The sequence below is a fragment of the Pseudomonas sp. GW821-FHT07B01 genome (genome assembly GCF_059419065.1).
Map to the genome: position 1 here is coordinate 39,116 of NZ_JBWKRA010000010.1, position 18,832 is coordinate 57,947.

An 18,832-nucleotide genomic window follows, 5' to 3' on the forward strand; every position below is an offset into this window, starting at 1 on the left:
CCGCCCTTTTCTTCAGAACGAAGTGGTCACCGAGGCGAAGTAAGCACGGCCCGGCTCATTGTAAGTCTGCGCGCCCGCATCCTCGGCGTTGCCTTTGCGCGACAGGCGCTTGTCCAGCAGGTTATTGATGCCCACCCGTACGCTCAGGTTTTTGCTGAACGCGTAGCCGCTGCTCAGACCCATCAACCCGTACGGGTCGACGTCCTGCTGGGCGCTGCGATCGTAACTGCTGGCGCTGCGTGAGTTGAGCGTCGGTGCTTCTTGTTTGCCGTAATAGGTGCCGCTGACCTGAAATGACAGCTTGTCAGTGGCTTGCCAGTCCAGCGTGGTGTTGATGGTGTACTTGGGGATGATGCTCAAGGGTTCGCCGGTGTCTTTGTCCTTGGAGTCGATCATATAGGTCAGGTTGGTGTTCAAGTCCAAGTCATCGCGCAGGCTGACGAACAGGTTGCCTTCAACGCCCTGTACCAAGGCTGGGCCGCTGTTTTCCCACTCCAATACACGTCGACCGTTGCCCAGACGGAACGCCGCCTCGTTACTGGCGTTGATCTTGTTCTTGTAGTCATTACGGAAATACGTCGCACTGGTGCGCCAGGTGCCCTTGTCGAAAGCCAGGCCGATTTCCTTGTTGACGCTGATTTCCGGCTTCAGGTCCCGGTTGCCCACCAGATAGCAACCGCCCATGTTGGCTTCGCTGGCGTTGCAGCCATTACCACGGCTGTACAGCAAATAGTTCGGGTTGGACTGGTACAGGTTGGGGGTTTTGTAGGCGCGGGCAATGCCGCCCTTGATGCTCAGTTCGTTGGTCAACTGGTGCGAGGCATTGAAGCTGGGGCTCCAGTTGCCGCCGTATTCCTCATGATCGTCGAAGCGCAAGCCAGGCGTGATGACGGTTTTGCTGCCCAACTCGATGTTGTTCTCGGCAAACAAGGCGTAGCTCGAGGCGGTGGTCTTGGTGCTGTTGCGGCTGACGCCCGGGATGGCGGGTACGCCGCCGGTGCCCGGGTCATAGCTTTGCGGGCGCAACGAGCCTGGGTCGTTCATCGACTCGTAGAGGTATTCGCTGCCCAGGGTCAGCACCTGTTCGGCACCGACGCTCAGGGGCAGGTTGACCTCGGCAGTGGCCCGGGTGTTGCGCAATCGCGACTCGAAACGACCAGCGCTGGCGGAGGGCGCGCCTTCGCCGGAACCGGCCAGGCCTTCGTTGAGACGTTCGTTGCGAGTCAGGTCGTGGGTCAACGAGGCCAGGGTCGAACCCCAATCGAACTCGCCGCGGTGCGTGGCTGAAAAGCTGCTGCGCTGAATCACACTGGTTTCCTTGCCCACCAGGCTTTCCACGAATGCGCCACCGCCGTTGAGCATGGTGTCACCGGCGAAAATATTGCCCTGGCGGCTGTAGCTGGCCTCCAGGTCGAGGGTTTGCTCAGGAGTGAACTGCCAGCTCAGCAAACCATTCACATCTTTATTGCGCACGCCTTCGCGGCCGGCCACCAGCGAGTCCGGGGTCGCCTGCGCTGCGCGGTTGATGTCGGCGTCATCGGCATCGGTCTTGTTCAGGCCGCCATAGACGCGGAACGCCAGGGTGTCGGTCAACGGGCCGCTGAGGTTGAAGTTGGTGCGTTTGCTCGCGCCTTCGGCATCGTTTTCGGGGAAGGCGGTGTAGGCGGTCAGCGAGCCGTGCAGTTGGTCGGTGGGGCGTTTGGTGATGATGTTGATCACCCCGCCCATGGCGCCGGAGCCATAACGGGCAGCAGCCGGGCCGCGCAGGATTTCAATGCGTTCGACTTCTTCAGCCGGTACCCAGTTGGTTTCGCCACGGGTATCACGGTCGCCACTCCAGCCATAACGCACGGCGTTGCGCGAGGTCGACGGTTTGCCATCGATCAAAATCAGGGTGTTTTCCGGGCCCATGCCCCGCAGGTCGATCTGACGGTTATTGCCACGGCTGCCGCTGGAACTGTTGCCGGTCAGGTTCACGCCCGGCTCGCGACGGATGATCTCCGACAGGTCGTTGGTGGGCGGGCGCTTCTTGATGTCTTCGGCAGTGATAATCGACACGCCGGGCGCTTGCTTGAGTTCTTCGGCGGCGGTGCCCAGCACGCGCGTCTCGCCCAGCACCAGGGCTTGGGGCGTGCCGTCCACAGGCAGGTCTGTCGCTTCGATCGGCACCTTGTCGCGTTCTTTTTCCACACTCTGCGCCAGCAGCGCGGGGGACGAAAGGGTAGCGATAAACGCCAGCGATAGATGGCTGAGCCTGAATTGAGACGACATGTCCACAAAGTCCTTTAGGAGGGGCGATTGATCGAGAGTCGTCTGAAATTTTTTCGTGCATTCAGCGCCCTCTTAGCGCCGTAATGGTATTTATTCTCAAACAGAAGTAAATTGCATTTACAATCTATACACTTTCCTTAAGGCTCTGGCTCAATGTTTTCAAGGCTGTCGACAGTGAAGGGCGCGGTTTAATCAGTATGTTCTTTGTTACAAACGCGCAAAAAAAGCCCCTCCGGCCAGACTGATGCGCAATCTGGCGGGAAGGGCGATGGAACTCGATATCACGCATTACCCCTGTGGGAGCGGGCTTGCTCGCGAAGACGGTGTGTCAGCAACCCATCTGTAGCTGAACCCACGCATTCGCGAGCAAGCCCGCTCCCACAGAGGGAAACAATGTTGCTTCAGGCCACGAATTGCTCCGCGTAGTGGCAAGCCACCTGCCGGTTATCCAAAGGACGCAACAGCGGCTCTTCACTGCTGCAACGCGCCGTCGCATACGGGCAACGCTTGTGGAACGCGCAGCCAGGCGGCGGGTTCAGTGGGTTGGGCAGTTCGCCGACGATCTTGATCTTCGGCTTGCTCGGGTCCGGGTGAATGGTCGGCGTGGCCGACAGCAGCGCCTGGGTGTAAGGGTGCAGCGGGCGTGCGTAGATGTCTTCCTTGGGCCCCACTTCCACTGGGCGGCCGAGGTACATCACCATCACATCGTCAGCCACGTGCTGCACCACCGCGAGGTTGTGGGAGATGAACACGTAGGCGGTGTTGAATTCCTGCTGCAAATCCATGAACAGGTTGAGCACCTGCGCCTGGATCGACACGTCCAGCGCCGAGGTCGGTTCATCCGCCACCAGCACTTTGGGTTGCAGCATCATGGCGCGGGCCAACGCGATGCGCTGGCGCTGGCCGCCGGAGAACATGTGCGGGTAGCGCTGATAATGCTCAGGGCGCAGGCCCACTTGCTTCATCATCGCCTGCACTTTCTCGCGGCGTTCGGCGGCGGACAGGTTGGTGTTGATCAGCAGCGGTTCGGCCAGTTGATCACCGACTTTCTGGCGTGGGTTCAGCGAGGCATAGGGGCTCTGGAACACCATCTGCACGTCTTTGCGCAATTGCTTGCGCTGGGCCTTGTCGGCGCCGGCCACTTCTTGCCCGGCGATTTTCAACGAGCCCGACGACGGCTCTTCAATCAGCGTGAGGGCGCGGGCCAGGGTGGATTTGCCACAGCCCGACTCGCCTACCACGGCGAGGGTTTTGCCGGCTTCCAGCTCAAAAGACACACCATTGAGGGCACGCACGGTGGCATGACCCTTGAACAGGCCACGGGACACTTCGTAGTGACGGGTGAGGTCGCGGGCGGTAAGTACGACGGCCATTACGCCACCTCCTGGTTCAGCGGGTAGAAGCAGCGGGCAAGGCTGTGGCTTTTCGGATCAAGGCCCGGCCGCTGGGCGCGGCAGGAGTCCTGCACGTACGGGCAGCGCGGCGACAGCAGGCAACCCTGCGGACGGTCGTAGCGGCCGGGCACGATGCCCGGCAACGTGGCCAGGCGCGTAGCACCGAGGCTGTGCTCGGGAATGGCCTTGAGCAATGCTTCGCTGTACGGGTGCGCCGGAATGTCGAACAGCTGCGGCACCTGGCCGACTTCCACCGCCTGGCCTGCGTACATCACGCACACGCGCTGGGCGGTTTCGGCAACCACCGCGAGGTCGTGAGTGATCAGCACCAGGCCCATGTTCTGCTCTTTTTGCAGGGCCAGCAGCAGTTCCATGATCTGCGCCTGGATGGTTACGTCCAACGCAGTGGTCGGCTCATCGGCGATCAGCAACTTGGGCTCGCCGGCAATCGCCATGGCGATTGCCACGCGTTGGCTCATACCGCCGGACAATTGGTGCGGGTAGGCATCCATACGGCTGGCAGCGCCTGGGATCTCGACCTTTTCCAGCAGCTCGATGGCGCGTTTGCGTGCTTGTTTGCCGGACATTTTCAAATGCAGGCGCAGCACTTCTTCGATCTGGAAACCCACGGTGTAGCTGGGGTTCAACGCGGTCATCGGGTCCTGGAACACCATCGCCAGGTCTTTGCCGACGATCTGGCGGCGCTGGCGGTTGCTCAACTTGAGCATGTCCTTGCCGTCGAAGTTCAGCGCATCGGCGGTAACGATGCCGGGATGCTCGATCAGGCCCATCAGCGCCATCATGGTCACGGATTTACCCGAGCCCGACTCGCCAACGATCGCCAGGACTTCGCCTTTGTCGACCGAAATGTCGAGGCCATCGACCACCGGCACGGCGGTCTTGTCGCCGAAGCGCACGTTGAGATTCTTGATTTCTAACAGTGACATGGGAATCTCCTCAGGCGGCGTTCTTGAGTTTCGGGTCCAGCGCGTCGCGCAGGCCGTCACCCATCAAGTTGATTGCCAGCACGCTGAGCAAAATGGTCAAGCCAGGCAGGCTCACGACCCACCAGGCGCGTTCGATGTAGTCTCGGGCCGAAGCCAGCATGGTGCCCCACTCAGGGGTTGGCGGTTGTACGCCAAGGCCGAGGAAGCCCAGGGCCGCGGCATCGAGAATCGCCGAGGAAAAGCTCAAGGTCGCTTGTACGATCAGCGGCGCCATGCAGTTAGGCAGCACGGTGATGAACATCAGGCGTGGCAGGCCGGCGCCAGCGAGGCGGGCGGCAGTCACGTAGTCGCGGTTCAGTTCGCCCATCACGGCGGCGCGGGTCAGGCGCACATAGGATGGTAACGACACGATGGCGATGGCAATCACGGTGTTGATCAGGCCAGGGCCGAGGATGGCGACAATCGCCACGGCCAGCAGCAGCGATGGCAGGGCCAGCATGATGTCCATCAGGCGCATGATGGTGGGGCCCAGCAAGCGCGGGAAGAACCCCGCGAACAGACCCAGCAGGATACCCGGGATCAGCGACATCACCACCGACGACAAACCGATCAGCAACGACAGGCGCGAGCCCTGGATCAGGCGCGAGAGCAAGTCACGGCCCAGTTCGTCGGTGCCCAGCAGGAACTGCATCTGCCCGCCTTCCAGCCAGGCCGGTGGTGTGAGCAGGAAGTCACGGTATTGCTCGCTGGGGTTATGCGGTGCAACCCACGGGGCGAAGATCGCGCAGAACACGATCAGCAACATGAACAGCAGGCCGGCGACCGCGCCTTTGTTCTTGGAGAAGGCTTGCCAGAATTCTTTGTACGGGGACGGGTACAGCAGGCTCTGATCGACTGCTGACACTTGAGTAGGTGTGGTCATGGTCATGATCTCAGCGCTGGTGACGGATGCGTGGGTTGGCGAAGCCGTAGAGGATATCCACCACGAAGTTCACCAGGATCACCAGGCAGGCGATCAGCAGAATGCCGTTCTGCACCACCGGGTAGTCCCGCGCGCCAATGGCTTCGATCAGCCATTTGCCGATGCCGGGCCACGAGAAGATGGTTTCGGTCAGTACCGCACCGGCCAGCAGCGTGCCGACTTGTAGGCCGACCACGGTGAGCACCGGGATCAGTGCGTTACGCAGGCCATGCACGAATACCACGCGCGCCGGCGACAGGCCCTTGGCCTTGGCGGTACGGATGTAGTCCTCACGCAGCACTTCGAGCATCGACGAACGGGTCATGCGCGCGATCACCGCCAGCGGGATGGTGCCGAGCACGATGGCCGGCAGGATCAGGTGGTGCAATGCATCCCAGAACGCGTCCGGCTCGTCGGCCAGCAGGGTGTCGATCAGCATGAAGCCGGTGCGCGGTTCGATGTCATAGAGCAGGTCGATACGCCCGGATACCGGGGTCCAGCCCAGGCTTACCGAGAAGAACATGATCAGGATCAGGCCCCACCAGAAGATCGGCATCGAATACCCCGCCAGGGAGATGCCCATCACCCCATGGTCGAACAGGGATCCTCGCTTAAGTGCCGCGATCACCCCGGCCAACAGGCCCAGGATACCGGCGAACAACAGCGCGGCCATGGACAGCTCCAGGGTCGCGGGGAAGAGAGCGGTGAATTCGGTCCACACGCTGGTGCGTGTGCGCAGCGATTCGCCAAGGTCGCCCTGGGCGAGCTTGCCGACATAGTCCAGGTATTGCGCATACAGCGGCTTGTTAAGGCCAAGGCGCTCCATTGCCTGTGCGTGCATTTCGGGGTCAACCCGTCGCTCGCCCATCATGACTTCTACGGGGTCGCCAGGAATCATGCGAATCAACGCAAAGGTCAGCAACGTGATGCCGAAGAACGTGGGGATCAATAACCCCAGTCGGCGGGCAATAAAACTAAACATCTTGGTGTGTACCTCAATCAGCCGGTTAGGCAGGTCCGGCACCGTCAGTGTCGACGGTGCCGAGCGTTTTTCTTATTTACTTCACCTGGGTGGTGGCGAAGTTATTTGTACCCAGAGGGCTTTGGGTAAAGCCTTCTACGTTCTTGCGCATTGCGGTGAACAGTTTCGGGTAAGCCATTGGAAGCCATGGCTGGTCCTTCTCGAAGACATCTTGTGCTTGTTCATAGAGCGCAGCCCGTAAGGCCGGTTCCTTTTCCGCACGAGCCTTGTCGATCAAGTCCTGAAACTCTTTGTTACACCAGCGCGCGTAGTTTTCGCCGTTTTTCGCCGCATCGCAACTCAGGTTCGGGGTGAGGAAGTTATCCGGGTCGCCGTTATCACCGACCCAGCCTGCCGACACCATGTCGTGCTCGCCGTTTTTAGCGCGTTTGAGCATTTCGCCCCATTCCATGACTTTGATATTGACCTTCAGGCCAACCTGCGCCAGATCCGCCTGCATACGCTGGGCGCCGAGCATCGGGTTAGGGTTTGTCGGGCCGCCGCCGTTACGGGTGAACAGCGTGAACTCGGTGCCTTCCGGCACGCCGGCTTCCTTGAGCAGGGCGCGCGCCTTATCCAGGTCGCGCGGTGGGTTTTTCAGCTTTTCACTGAAACCCAGCAAGGTCGGCGGATACGGGCCGGTGCCCACGACTGCATTGCCCTTGCCGAACAGCGCTTCGGTATAACCGGCCTTGTCGAACGCGATGTTGATCGCGTGACGTACTCGGGCATCGCTCATGTATTTGCGAGTGGTGTTCAATGCGGTGTAGCTGGTGGTCATCGCCGCCAGTTCATCGACCTTCAGGTTCGGGTCTTTCTTGATGCTTGGAATGTCATCCGGCTTGGGGAACAACGCGATCTGACATTCGTTGGCCTTGAGCTTTTGCAGGCGCACGTTGTTATCGGTGGTGATCGCCAGAATCAGCGGGTCGACCGCCGGCTTGCCGCGGAAGTAGTCCGGGTTGGCCTTGAAGCGCGCCTGGGCATCTTTCTGATAACGATTGAAGACGAATGGGCCAGTGCCGATAGGCTTGGCGTTGAGGTCTTCAGTTTTACCGGACTTGAGCAACTGGTCGGCGTATTCCTTCGAGTGGATTGAAGAGAATGCCATACCCAGGTCGGCCAGAAACGGAGCTTCCGGGCGGGTCAAGGTAAAGACGACGGTGTGATCGTCGGTCTTTTCTACGCTCTTGAGCAGTTCCTTGAACCCCATGCTTTCGAAGTACGGGTAGCCCACGAGGGACTTGTTATGCCATGGGTGATTCGGGTCCAGCTGGCGCTGGAAGCTCCAAAGCACATCATCGGCATTCAGGTTGCGCGTGGGTTTGAAATAGTCGGTGGTGTGGAACTTGATGTCGTCACGCAGATGGAAGGTGTAGGTCAGGCCATCGGCGCTGATTTCCGGCAGGTCTTTGGCCAGGGCAGGGACCACTTCAGTGGTGCCGGGCTTGAAGTCCACCAGGCGGTTGAACATGGTTTCAGCGGCGGCGTCAGCAGTCACTGCAGTGGTGTACAGGACCGGGTCGAAACCTTCCGGGCTGGCTTCGGTGCAGACCACCAGCGGTTTGGCCGAAACGCCGATCGCCACGCTCAACAGCGCAGCGGCCATGGCGGCTTGTAGTGGGAGCATTTTCATTCAGAGCCCTCTGCAATCGATGGAGCCAGAAAAGCGTAGGCGGCGGGCTCGTCCTGAGCTCGCCGCCTGCCTGGCGCTAATTAAAGGATGTTGAACGGGATGGTGGTAACCAGACGGAACTCTTTGATGCTGCCGTCGGACTGGAACTCGCTGCCACGGTGCTCAACATAGGTTGCGCGCACGGTGGTGGCTTTGAGCGGGCCGCTCTGCAGCGCGTAAGAGGCGCCTACACCGTATTCCTGGTGCTTCTCGCCGTCCTGGGACTGGATGCCGTCATAGGCAAACTTGGCCCGGCCATTGTTGCCGGTGTAGTGGGTACCGTCGATGCCCCAGCCGCGTGCCGAGTAGGCGTTGAACTTCAGGCCGGGTACGCCGTACTCAGCCATGTTGATGGCATAGGCGATCTGGAAGGACTTCTCGTTCGGGCCGTTGAAGTCAGACGTCAGGGAGTTGGCCAGGTAGATACCGTTGGTTTCGTGCAGGTAGTCGAAGTACTCGTTACCGTTCACTTGCTGGTAGCCGAAGGTCAGGCTGTGTGCCTGGTGAGTCAGGCCCAGGGAGAGGGAGAAGGTATCGTTGTCGATTTCCCCCATCTCTTTTTTGCCTTCATCGACAGTCTTGTAGTAGTTGAAGCCGGTGGTCAGGCCCAACTGCTGCGCGTCGCCCAGCTCGTGGGTGGCGCCGAAGTAGTACTGGTTCCAGAAGTCCTTCACGTTGGCGGCGAAGAAGCTGGTTTTCAGGCTTTTCAGCGGCTGGTAGTTCACACCCAGGGTCGACACTTTGTCGGTTTCTGCGCCATTGCCGTATTCGCTACGGAATTTCGACAGGCTTTGCTCGCTACGTGGCGAAACGCGGTCGAACACGCCGCCCTGGAACGACAGGTTGCTGAATTCTTCGCTGTTGAAGCTCACGCCCTGGAAGCTCGAAGGCAGAGCACGGTTGCCGATGGTGTCGACGATGCCGCTGCTGAAGTTCTGGCGACCGGCGGTCAGTGTGGTGTTGGACACGCGGAATTGCACGTTGGCCAGGCCCAGTTTGCTCCACTGGTCTACGGCGTCACCGTTGGAGTCGGCCAGGGTACGGTTGGAGCCGCCTTTGATATCACGCTTGCTGCGATCCAGCACCAGGGCGTTGTACACCGCCACTTCAGTCTTGACCCCTACGGTGCCCTGGGTGAAACCCGAGCTGGCGTTGAGGATGGTGCCCTGCACCCAGTTGGTACGGTTGCGATCGGTCAGGGTCTGGCCGTGCTTCTGGTACGAGAAGGTGCCCCCACGGTATTTGCTTTCATGGGAGTACCAGTTACGCGTGGTGCCGCCCAGGCTGAAATCTTCGATAAAGCCTTTGGCCTCGCTTTGGGCGCTGGTGCCGGCCAGGGTGGTAGGAACGAAGTCCTGGCTTTGCGTTTCAGCGTAGGCGGTGGCCGTGATGCTGCTGATGGCCAAGGCCAGAAGCGCTTTGCTGCTCAGTTTCATGGGTGAAGCTCCTTTGGTTCTCTTTTTTAATGCCGGTCTTTTTGGGTGATCCGGCTATTGGGTGTGGAACTCGTTCAAGCTATTGCAAACGTTTGGCGTAGGAAATTTCCCAACAAAAGCCTGCACGTTTGCCGAGAAGCGTATTTCGCTTCCCGCCATCCGGTTATTTTCTTATGGGTTGATGCTGACGCCCGAGAACACGTTGCGGCCGAAGGGGCTTACCTTGAAGCCTTCGACTTTGGCGCTTAACGGCTGGTTGACCGTCGAGTGGGCGATGGGCGTGATCGGCACCTGCTGCTTGAGCAGCTGCTGCGCCTGTTTGTACAGAACAGTCCTTTGTTCACGGTCGGTCACGACCTTGGCTTGCTTGATCAGCTTGTCGTACGCCGGGTCGCACCACATGGAGTAGTTGTTCCCGCCGATGGCGTCGCAGCTGTAGAGGGTGCCGAGCCAGTTGTCCGGGTCACCGTTGTCGCCGGTCCAACCGATCAGGCTGACATCGTGCTCACCATTCTTGGTGCGCTTGATGTACTCGCCCCATTCATAGCTGACGATCTTGACCTTAAGGCCGATCTTGGCCCAGTCGTTCTGCAGCATTTCCGCCATCAGCTTGGCGTTGGGGTTGTACGGGCGTTGCACTGGCATGGCCCACAGGGTGATCTCGGTGCCTTCCTTGACCCCGGCGGCCTTGAGCAACTGCTTGGCTTTTTCCGGGTCGTAAGCGGCGTCCTTGATGCTGTCGTCGTAGGACCACTGCGTCGGCGGCATGGCGTTGACCGCCAGTTGCCCGGCGCCCTGGTACACAGCATTGAGGATGCTCTGCTTGTTCACCGCCATGTCCAGCGCCTGGCGTACTTCAAGCTGATCGAATGGCTTGTGGCGCACGTTGTAGGAGATATAGCCCAGGTTAAAGCCCGGCTTGGTCAGCAGTTGCAGGTTCGGGTCGGCCTTGAGGGCCTCGACATCGGCAGGGCGTGGATGCAAGGTCACCTGGCATTCGCCGGCCTTGAGCTTCTGTACGCGTACCGAGGCGTCGGTGTTGATGGCGAAGATCAGTTGGTCCAGCTTGACGCGGCTCGGGTCCCAGTACTGTTTGTTGCCCACGTAGCGGATCTGCGAGTCTTTCTGATAGCGCTGGAACACGAACGGGCCAGTCCCGATCGGCTTCTGGTTGATGTCGCTGGGCCGGCCTTGCTTGAGCAACTGCTCGGCGTATTCCGCCGAAAGGATCGCGGCAAAGCTCATGGCGATGTTCTGCACGAACGCGGCGTCGACCGTGTTCAGCGTCATCACCACGGTGTACGGGTCGGTTTTCTCGACCTTGGCGATGTTCTTGTTCAGGCTCATCCCGTTGAAGTATGGAAACTCGGTGGGGTAGGCCTTGCGGAACGGGTGTTCGGGGTCAAGCATGCGGTTGAAGGTGAACAGCACGTCGTCGGCGTTGAAGTCTCGCGTCGGCTTGAATTCCTTGTTGCTGTGGAACTTCACCCCTTCACGTAGGTGGAAGGTGTAGGTCAGGCCATCCGGGGAAATATCCCACTTGGTTGCCAGCCCAGGGACGACGTCCGTCGCGCCTTTTTCGAACTCCACCAAACGATTATACAATGGCTCCGCCGCATCATTGTCGGTAGCGGTGGTGTATTGCGCAGTGTCAAACCCTGCCGGGCTGCCTTCGGAGCAGAACACCAGGCTCTTTTTCTCGGCGGCTTGGCCCATGGTGGCCATGGCCAGCAGGCTGGTGGCAAACAGAGCGGATACAACGGTGGTATGGCGCATGACGATCCCGGTCCTTGTTTGTAGTTATCAACAGCGAGCCTACCTGCTGGCGTGCAGCCAGGCAGACCTCACTGATCCCACACACAGCAAGTGCCCTTCCCAGAGTGATGCCTCTGCTGTCCTACGACCTTATGGGGCGCTGACCTTGCAGTAAATGCGTCAATTCTGACTGACCTTGTAGGCAACGGAGGCACGGGTCGCAGTTCATTGCTGTAAGACGGCAACGCTTGCAAACGTAGTCTGTTTCCGAAGGTCCAGGCGGATGGAATAACGGCGACGTTATGAAACGTCGCCGTTATTGATCCTTACTTGCCGCTGACGCTAACGCCGTAGAAGGAGTTCAAGCCAAACGGGCTGATCTTGAAATCCTGCACGGTATTACGCATGGGTTGATACACCGTCGAGTGCGCGATAGGTGTCATCGGGACTGCATCTTTGAGGATATGTTGCGCCTGCTTATACAGCTCGGTGCGTTTGGCGACATCCGATGTGGCCTTGGCTTCTTTAACGATGCCGTCGAATTTCTTGTCGCACCATTTGGAGAAGTTGTTGCCCGACAGCGAGTCGCAGCCGAACAGCACGTTCAGCCAGTTGTCCGGGTCACCATTGTCGCCGCTCCAGCCAATGATCATGGCCTGGTTCTCGCCGCCTTTGGAGCGCTTGATGTACTCGCCCCACTCGTAGCTGACGATGTTGACCTTCAGGCCGATCTGTTTCCAGTCGTTCTGCAGCATCTCGGCCATCAATTTGGCGTTGGGGTTGTAGGGGCGCTGGACCGGCATGGCCCACAGGGTGATCTCGGTGCCTTCCTTGACGCCAGCGGCCTTGAGCAATTCCTTGGCCTTGGCAGGATCGTACTTGGCATCCTCGATGGTGGTGTCATAGGACCACTGGGTCGGCGGCATGGCGTTGACCGCCAGTTGGCCAGCACCCTGGTACACGGAGTCGATGATCTGCTGCTTGTTCACCGACATGTCCAGGGCTTCACGGACGCGCAGGTCAGCCAGCGGGTTCGCGGCGGTCTGGCCCTTGAGTACAGGCATGACGTTATAGGCGATGTAGCCCAAGTTGAAACCGGCCTGGTGCGGCAGTTTCAGGTCCTTGTCCTCACCCAGCGCCTTGAGGTCGGCCGGACGTGGGAACAGGGTGATCTGGCATTCGTTTTTCTTGAGTTTCTGGATACGCACCGACGGGTCGGTGGTGATAGCGAAGATCAGGTTATCGATCTTCACGTCTTCAGGTTTCCAGTAGTCCTTGTTGCCGGTGTAGCGAATGTTCGAGTCTTTCTGGTAGCTCTTGAACACGAACGGGCCAGTGCCGACCGGCTTCTGGTTGATGTCGGCAGGCTTGCCTTCCTTCAACAACTGCGCAGCGTATTCGGCGGACTGGATCGAGGCGAAGCTCATGGCCAGGTTCTGGATGAACGCGGCGTCCACGGTGCCAAGGGTGAACTTGACGGTGTGGTCATCGATTTTTTCGATGTTCTTGATGTTGGTGTCCATCCCCATGTCCGTGAAGTACGGGAACTCGGTGGGGTAGGCCTTACGGAATGGATCGTCTTTATTGATCATCCGGTTGAAGGTAAACAGTACGTCGTCAGCCGAAAATTCACGAGTTGGCTTGAAGTACGGGGTGGTATGGAACTTGACGCCTTCGCGAAGGTGGAAGGTGTACGTCAGGCCATCCGGGGACACGTCCCAGCTAGTGGCCAGGCCAGGAACGACGGCGGTGCCGCCACGTTCGAACTGGCTCAGACGGTTGAACATGGTTTCGGCCGAGGCATCGAAGTCTGTTCCGGTGGTGTACTGGCCTGGATCAAAACCGGCCGGGCTCCCTTCGGAGCAGAACACCAGGTTAGTTGCCGCAAGGGCTACGGGGGCTGCGGCCATAAGGCCAGCGCTCACTAATAACGGAAGGACTGCGTGTTTAAGCATGTTGGCCTCATGATTTGTTGTCATTTTTGGTGGTGAGGGCGACCTCGTGAGTCGGCCTGCGGATACTTATGCAGGCGCCATACCCAATGCAAGATGCAGAGCGGTTGCAAAGGGAAAACTGTGGTACGAACGTACAGGAATGTCGCAATTATGAAAGTTTCGACACAAAAGTGCCTGTTTGGAGGGTTTTTTCGGTGCAAATGGCGCACCAAAAAAGCCCAGCCGAGGCGTCTAGCGCACTCGGTTGGGGCGCGGCTGTTACTTATCTAGACCCACACCATAGAACGGCGTTAGCCCAAACGGGCTGATCTTGAAGTCACGCACTTGCTTGCGCATAGGCTGGAAAACCGTCGAATTCGCAATAGGCGTTATAGGTACTTGTTCCTTAAGGATTTTCTGTGCCTGCTGATACCACTTGATGCGCTGCTCGCGGTCGCTGCTGACCTTGGCTTGCTGCACCAGCTTGTCATAGGCCGGGTTACACCATTTGGCGTAGTTACTGCCCTTGACCGCAGCACAACTGTAGAGCACGCCCAGCCAGTTATCGGGGTCGCCGTTGTCGCCGGTCCAGCCATAAATCATTGCATCGTGTTCGCCATTTTTGGCGCGCTTGATGTATTCGCCCCACTCATAGCTGACGATGTTGGCCTTTATGCCGACCTTGGCCCAATCCTGTTGAATCATTTGTGCAGACATCCGCGCATTCGGGTTAGAGGCGCGTTGTACGGTCATTGCCCACAGGTTGATGGTGGTACCTGGTGCAACCCCTGCTTCTTTTAGTAGCAACCTTGCCTTGGTCGGGTCGTAGGGGGCGTCCTGGATTTTCGGGTCATAAGACCACTGCGCGGGAGGCAGTGCGTTCTGCGCCAATTGCCCGGCGCCCTGGTACACGGCCTTGATGATTGCGGGCTTGTCGATGGCCATGTCCAGTGCCTGGCGAACCTTGAGTTGATCCAGCGGCGGGTGAGTCACGTTATAGGCCAGGAAGCCCAGGTTGAAGCCCGCTTGTTGCAGTACGCGCAGGTTGGGGTCTTGCTTCATCACCTCGATATCGGCGGGGCGCGGGTAACCGCTGACCTGGCATTCGCCCGCCTTGAGTTTCTGCAGGCGCGCGGCGGCGTCCGGGGTGATGGCGAACACCAGGTTATCGAGCTTCACATCCTCGGGTTTCCAATACTGTTTATTGGCCACATAACGGATCTGCGAGTCTTTCTGGTAGCGCCTGAACACAAACGGCCCGGTGCCGACCGGTTGCTGGTTGATCTGCTCCGCCTTGCCTTCTTTCAACAACTGGGTGGCGTATTCGGCCGATTGCACAGAGGCGAAGCTCATGGCCAGGTTTTGCACGAACGAAGCATCGACCTTGTTCAGGTTGAACCGCACGCTGTGCTCGTCGAGTTTTTCGACGTTCTTGATCGTGGTGTTCAAGCCCATGTCGGTGAAGTAGGGCGACTCTGAGGGGTAGGCCTTGCGAAACGGGCTGTCGGCATCGAGCAGGCGATTAAAAGTGAACAGCACATCATCGGCGTTGAAGTCGCGAGTCGGGGTGAAGAAGTCGGTGGTATGGAACTTGACGCCTTCACGCAGGTGAAAGGTGTAGGTCAGGCCATCCTTGGAAACATCCCAGCTGGTGGCCAGGCCAGGTTCGATTTCGGTACCGCCGCGCTTGAACTGGGTCAGGCGGTTGAACACGGTTTCGGCGGACGCATCGAAATCGGTGCCGCTGGTGTACTGGCTGGGGTCGAAGCCGGCGGGGCTGGCTTCGGAGCAGTAGACCAGGGTGGTGGCGGCTTGGGTCATTGGCATAAAGGCCAGAAGGCTTGCGGCGAGGAGCAGTGGCTTGACGGCGATTCTTTCCATGGAGACCCCTGAAATGGCAGGCAGACCGAAGCTGTCTAAACGAAAACGGCGGTCACCGAGGTTACCGCCGTTCTGGGGCCGCTGATAGGGGAGGCGTGCTTATTTAACTTGGCTTAGGAGTAATTTCTATACGTATAGGCGAGTATTTTTCTATGATGTAACCGTCAGCGTCAATTTCATTGCTGGCGCGGATAGTCATAGTCTTCGATCCTTTTATATTTAGATCTTTAATAGCTTCGATATCGGGAATTGCGTTGATGTCATTAGGATCCTTGATCAATTGAGTGAGGTTGTAGCTATCTTTTGATGCGACGGTTGTGACAGCAGTAGCCGGGTCGTAGTTGATGTAATAGTGTGGGTCGGTTCCGCTGCCGAATACTTCGTTTTTGAAACGAGATGTTCGAAACTCTTCTACAACTGGCGCTGCTAACCACTGATTGGCTAGTTGAGAGATTCGTAATCTTAGTGTCGGGTCAGGAATGAAACTTTCAAGTTTATTGATGTTTTCCTGTTTGATTGAAAACTCCTCTTCTTCTGACGCGATCCTGCCGTTTGAACGTTTGAAAGAGTCCAGTTCCGCGCCGATGTCGAACTCAAGTTTGCTACCGTCTGGCTTTGTAAATGTGAACTTACTACGGGATAAGTCATCGATAAATTGACTTTCATAATTGCTTGTCCCGAATTTATCAGTAGGTAGGTTTGGCGGTAGCGTGGCGTTTTTTGGGTTTTCCTCAGTTGTCCAGGATAATTGAGGCAGGCTTTCACCTTCCTCGTTCAGTTCAAAACCGTAGGTGTACTGATGCCCCTCAGCGTTGAGGTACTTGTCCAGCTTTTCCGTCCCCTTCATCTTGGACCCATCCAGGTTTTCGAAATCCTTCGAGAAGGTAGGCGAGGGGGTGGGTTCTGGGCTTTGCGTCGGTGATACGGAGCGCGGCCACGGCCATTTTATCCCGCCATCGCCCGGTGCACGGGCCCACTCTCCATCACGCCCGGGTGTGATGACCATCAGCCCCGCGCCGTTATCGGGGTTGATGACTTTGGCAAATGCATCGCCGGTCCGGTAACGCCCCGATATCTCAAATACCTTGCTCGTCTCCGTCTCATCGGTAAGGCGCACGAACTGGCGCAACGCTCCCTGGCCGTCAGTTATTCGATAAACGCCCAACGCGTCGCGAGGCGCGTTCTTTATCAGCTGTTCACCCTCCGGGACGGCATATTGCGCCATTGGAATGAGTGAACGGGATCTGGGGAGTGGGGCGTTAACGGAGTCGCTAACCACAGGGGTGCCTGTGGACGGCCCAGGTTGTGGTTCGCGAGCGTTTGCCCTGGGGAGAGGCTGGGGCTTAAGGCGCGGCAGTTCTTTTTCTGGGGGCAGTGCAAAAGGGTCTTCCGGCACAGCACTGGCACCGTAGGAAAACACTGTATTGAGTAAGCCATCGAACGCTTTGGAGGCGCCCTCATCCCGCTCTGTCACGGTGTCGCCAGACGAGGCTTTTTCTGCCCCTAGCGCCACCTCGGTCAACCCGGCCGCCACCGCTGCGGCGGCTACGGGCGCGGCGATGGGGGCGAGTTTGGCCAGCAGGCCGGCGGCTACGGTGATGTCGTTCAGCCAAGTATCGCGAATCACCTCGCTGTTGGACTTGATGACCACATCGGCGTCACTGTTCATCCGCTCTTTGGCGGCCGTCGCCAATGTGGAAAAAACGTCGTCTTTTATGGCAGCGTGGCTGCGGTCAATCGCTGACCCCTTCAACTCACCACTGGCCATTTTCGCCAAGAGGGTGTCCAGGCCATCCTTCTTTTCGCCCACATGGGTGAACCACAGAATGGGCATCAGTACTTTTGCCGCGCGTTCAACAAAGCTCTTGGTCTGGTCCTGGCGATAGATCATCGGGAAGTGAGCCGCCAGTGCTTCGCGTTTCGCAGGGTCCTTGGCTTGCTCGACCAGCCACTGATCCAGCTTCTCCATAGAATCAAAGCGCAAGAATGCTGGTTCGGCGCCCGGTATATAGAGCACTTGCCGGCCACCGTCCCCAGCGCTGAATCGCACGATATCGCTGGACGTAACCCCGTGGAGGCTCAGGGCATGCGCTTGAACGCTGCCGTTTACCGGCACCTTGGCCTGGAGTTGTTTGACGGTAATCGGGGCGTTTTCATCGAGCGTAAGGTTGGACACAGCACCCATCACCAAGCGGTAGTCGTCACGGGTGAACTGGTGCTCGGGCGCTTGCAAGGAACGTTCAAGGGGGGGGCGGCCCTCGGCGCTTTTCAATTGCTTGCGGGCCTGGAAGATGAATTCACCTTTGATCGTCGTCTCATACTCCTCATTATGCGTGCTCCAGAAATGGTCGATCTTCTGGGTCATTTGGGTCTGAAAGTCGGTTTTCCAGCTTTCATGCATCACTTGGGAGGGCTTGAGGTCGATTTGATTATGCTTGCCGTAGCCGCCTTTTTCGCTTTGGCCAGCAGGCTGGGTATACAAACCCGCTTCGAGGTCCAGGTTGCCAGGCACCCGATCGTGCTCGGAGAAGTTTTTCAGCAGGGCGTCGGGCAATCGCAGCGAAGACCAGGGTTCTTGAAAGGTGTGTTCCCAGCCAGTCGCCGTGTCTGCGCTTTCGCCACCTTTGAAACGGTTCAAGTACACGGTGTCGGAGTCGATAGGTTTGCCCGTGAGTTTGAGCAGCAGGTCATCCGCCCACTTTTTGGCCTCTGCCCGCGTATTGGGCAGGTTGTCGGCAACGTCAACTGCCAGGCGCTTGTAAGCCAAGGCTTGTGGTGCGGTGCTGTAGTAGTTGGCGGCGTTGTGTCTTTGCACTTGCAGGGCGTGTGCCGAGCGGCTGCTGGCAGGGCGTAGGCGGTCATCGGCGGGGATAGAGTCGAAGGTGTCCTTGTGTTCCAGGTGCCTTATTTGTGCGCGGGCCTGGGACAGTGTTTTCGGCAGGGAAACACCTTCAAAGTTGGCCACCACCTTTGCGCTGACCTGTATGGCGTCTTTACCCAGCCTCACACGCAAATCACCGTTATTGCCAGGGGCGATAACTTTTGCGGCGTCCAGCAAGGGTCCTGAAATTTGTCCCCAGCCTGATGTATCCGAGAGATGGAAGGTTTTCGTTTTGCCTTCGACCTCGGCGGACAAGGTACCTGTAGACGGGTTGATTGAAAGCAAGGTGTCCGGGGCGAAGTGTTGTTCGTGCAGCCAGCCTTGTACTACGGCGTTTTCCAAATGCATGCGATACAGCCCAAGCCACTGGCCCAGAGTGCTTTGGGGCGGCACGGTTATAAGCCCGGCATTGCCGTGTAACACCTTACGTTGTGCGGCCTCGAGATAGGCCTTGAGCAGTGCTGTTTCGTCGGGTTGGGCGGTTTTTGCAGTGGGCGGTGTCGCCTGCGCTTGAATGGTCGACGTCGAATTGGCCACTACGGGTGGCAGCGATAACCTGTGGGTTGGATTGAGTGACAGGGACATAAATTCGGCTCTCGTTGTATGAATAAATGCCAGCACATCCCTCCCTGGTAGCTATGGCAGTAATAAGTCGTAGAAGCCGGGCACTTGATTC

The 18,832-nt window shown here is 58.4% G+C and carries 11 protein-coding genes; all 11 read right to left on the reverse strand.

Annotation, left to right across the window (positions count from 1 at the left end; translation table 11 throughout):
- Window positions 1-12: 12 nt before the first annotated feature.
- The gene (locus AC07S6_RS13165; RefSeq protein ID WP_495112460.1) at window positions 13-2,271 is read right to left on the reverse strand and encodes a TonB-dependent siderophore receptor; all 2,259 of its coding nucleotides are present in this window, start codon (window positions 2,269-2,271) and stop codon (window positions 13-15) included.
- A 401-nt stretch (window positions 2,272-2,672) separates the two neighbouring features.
- A complete protein-coding gene (locus AC07S6_RS13170) occupies window positions 2,673-3,644 on the reverse strand; it encodes a peptide ABC transporter ATP-binding protein (protein WP_003188483.1) in 972 nt (323 codons plus the stop codon).
- Complete coding sequence (locus tag AC07S6_RS13175) at window positions 3,644-4,612, reverse strand: ABC transporter ATP-binding protein (protein WP_034126279.1); 969 nt, start codon at window positions 4,610-4,612, stop codon at window positions 3,644-3,646. The genes AC07S6_RS13170 and AC07S6_RS13175 overlap by 1 nt, the downstream gene beginning before the upstream one ends.
- Window positions 4,613-4,622: 10 nt before the next feature.
- The gene (locus AC07S6_RS13180; protein ID WP_003188486.1) at window positions 4,623-5,534 is read right to left on the reverse strand and encodes an ABC transporter permease subunit; all 912 of its coding nucleotides are present in this window, start codon (window positions 5,532-5,534) and stop codon (window positions 4,623-4,625) included.
- 10 nt (window positions 5,535-5,544) lie between these two features.
- A complete protein-coding gene (locus tag AC07S6_RS13185) occupies window positions 5,545-6,555 on the reverse strand; it encodes an ABC transporter permease subunit (protein ID WP_003171721.1) in 1,011 nt (336 codons plus the stop codon).
- A gap of 76 nt (window positions 6,556-6,631) precedes the next feature.
- Window positions 6,632-8,230, reverse strand: a complete 1,599-nt coding sequence (locus tag AC07S6_RS13190; RefSeq protein ID WP_032893592.1) for an ABC transporter substrate-binding protein — start codon at window positions 8,228-8,230, stop codon at window positions 6,632-6,634.
- An 80-nt stretch (window positions 8,231-8,310) separates the two neighbouring features.
- On the reverse strand, window positions 8,311-9,705 hold the full coding sequence (locus AC07S6_RS13195) for an OprD family outer membrane porin (protein WP_003188488.1): 1,395 nt from the start codon (window positions 9,703-9,705) through the stop codon (window positions 8,311-8,313).
- A gap of 171 nt (window positions 9,706-9,876) precedes the next feature.
- Window positions 9,877-11,430 (reverse strand): ABC transporter substrate-binding protein, encoded by a 1,554-nt coding sequence (locus AC07S6_RS13200; protein ID WP_371920470.1) that lies wholly within the window; start codon window positions 11,428-11,430, stop codon window positions 9,877-9,879.
- A 356-nt stretch (window positions 11,431-11,786) separates the two neighbouring features.
- Window positions 11,787-13,415: an ABC transporter substrate-binding protein gene (locus AC07S6_RS13205; protein WP_495112461.1), complete on the reverse strand. Its 1,629-nt coding sequence runs from the start codon at window positions 13,413-13,415 to the stop codon at window positions 11,787-11,789.
- A gap of 258 nt (window positions 13,416-13,673) precedes the next feature.
- Window positions 13,674-15,275, reverse strand: coding sequence for an ABC transporter substrate-binding protein (locus tag AC07S6_RS13210; protein ID WP_495112462.1), 1,602 nt, complete (start codon window positions 15,273-15,275; stop codon window positions 13,674-13,676).
- Between the two features lie 103 nt (window positions 15,276-15,378).
- Window positions 15,379-18,741 (reverse strand): dermonecrotic toxin domain-containing protein, encoded by a 3,363-nt coding sequence (locus AC07S6_RS13215; RefSeq protein ID WP_495112463.1) that lies wholly within the window; start codon window positions 18,739-18,741, stop codon window positions 15,379-15,381.
- Window positions 18,742-18,832 lie beyond the last annotated feature (91 nt).

Excerpts from the sequence above, each read along its gene's own strand:
- AC07S6_RS13170 (WP_003188483.1), bottom strand. The coding sequence starts at position 3,644 with ATGGCCGTCGTACTTACCGCCCGCGACCTCACCCGTCACTACGAAGTG.
- AC07S6_RS13195 (WP_003188488.1), bottom strand. The coding sequence starts at position 9,705 with ATGAAACTGAGCAGCAAAGCGCTTCTGGCCTTGGCCATCAGCAGCATC.
- AC07S6_RS13185 (WP_003171721.1), bottom strand. The coding sequence starts at position 6,555 with ATGTTTAGTTTTATTGCCCGCCGACTGGGGTTATTGATCCCCACGTTC.
- AC07S6_RS13200 (WP_371920470.1), bottom strand. The coding sequence starts at position 11,430 with ATGGCCACCATGGGCCAAGCCGCCGAGAAAAAGAGCCTGGTGTTCTGC.
- AC07S6_RS13180 (WP_003188486.1), bottom strand. The coding sequence starts at position 5,534 with ATGACCACACCTACTCAAGTGTCAGCAGTCGATCAGAGCCTGCTGTAC.
- AC07S6_RS13165 (WP_495112460.1), bottom strand. The coding sequence starts at position 2,271 with ATGTCGTCTCAATTCAGGCTCAGCCATCTATCGCTGGCGTTTATCGCT.
- AC07S6_RS13205 (WP_495112461.1), bottom strand. The coding sequence starts at position 13,415 with ATGCTTAAACACGCAGTCCTTCCGTTATTAGTGAGCGCTGGCCTTATG.
- AC07S6_RS13210 (WP_495112462.1), bottom strand. The coding sequence starts at position 15,275 with ATGGAAAGAATCGCCGTCAAGCCACTGCTCCTCGCCGCAAGCCTTCTG.
- AC07S6_RS13215 (WP_495112463.1), bottom strand. The coding sequence starts at position 18,741 with ATGTCCCTGTCACTCAATCCAACCCACAGGTTATCGCTGCCACCCGTA.
- AC07S6_RS13175 (WP_034126279.1), bottom strand. The coding sequence starts at position 4,612 with ATGTCACTGTTAGAAATCAAGAATCTCAACGTGCGCTTCGGCGACAAG.
- AC07S6_RS13190 (WP_032893592.1), bottom strand. The coding sequence starts at position 8,230 with ATGAAAATGCTCCCACTACAAGCCGCCATGGCCGCTGCGCTGTTGAGC.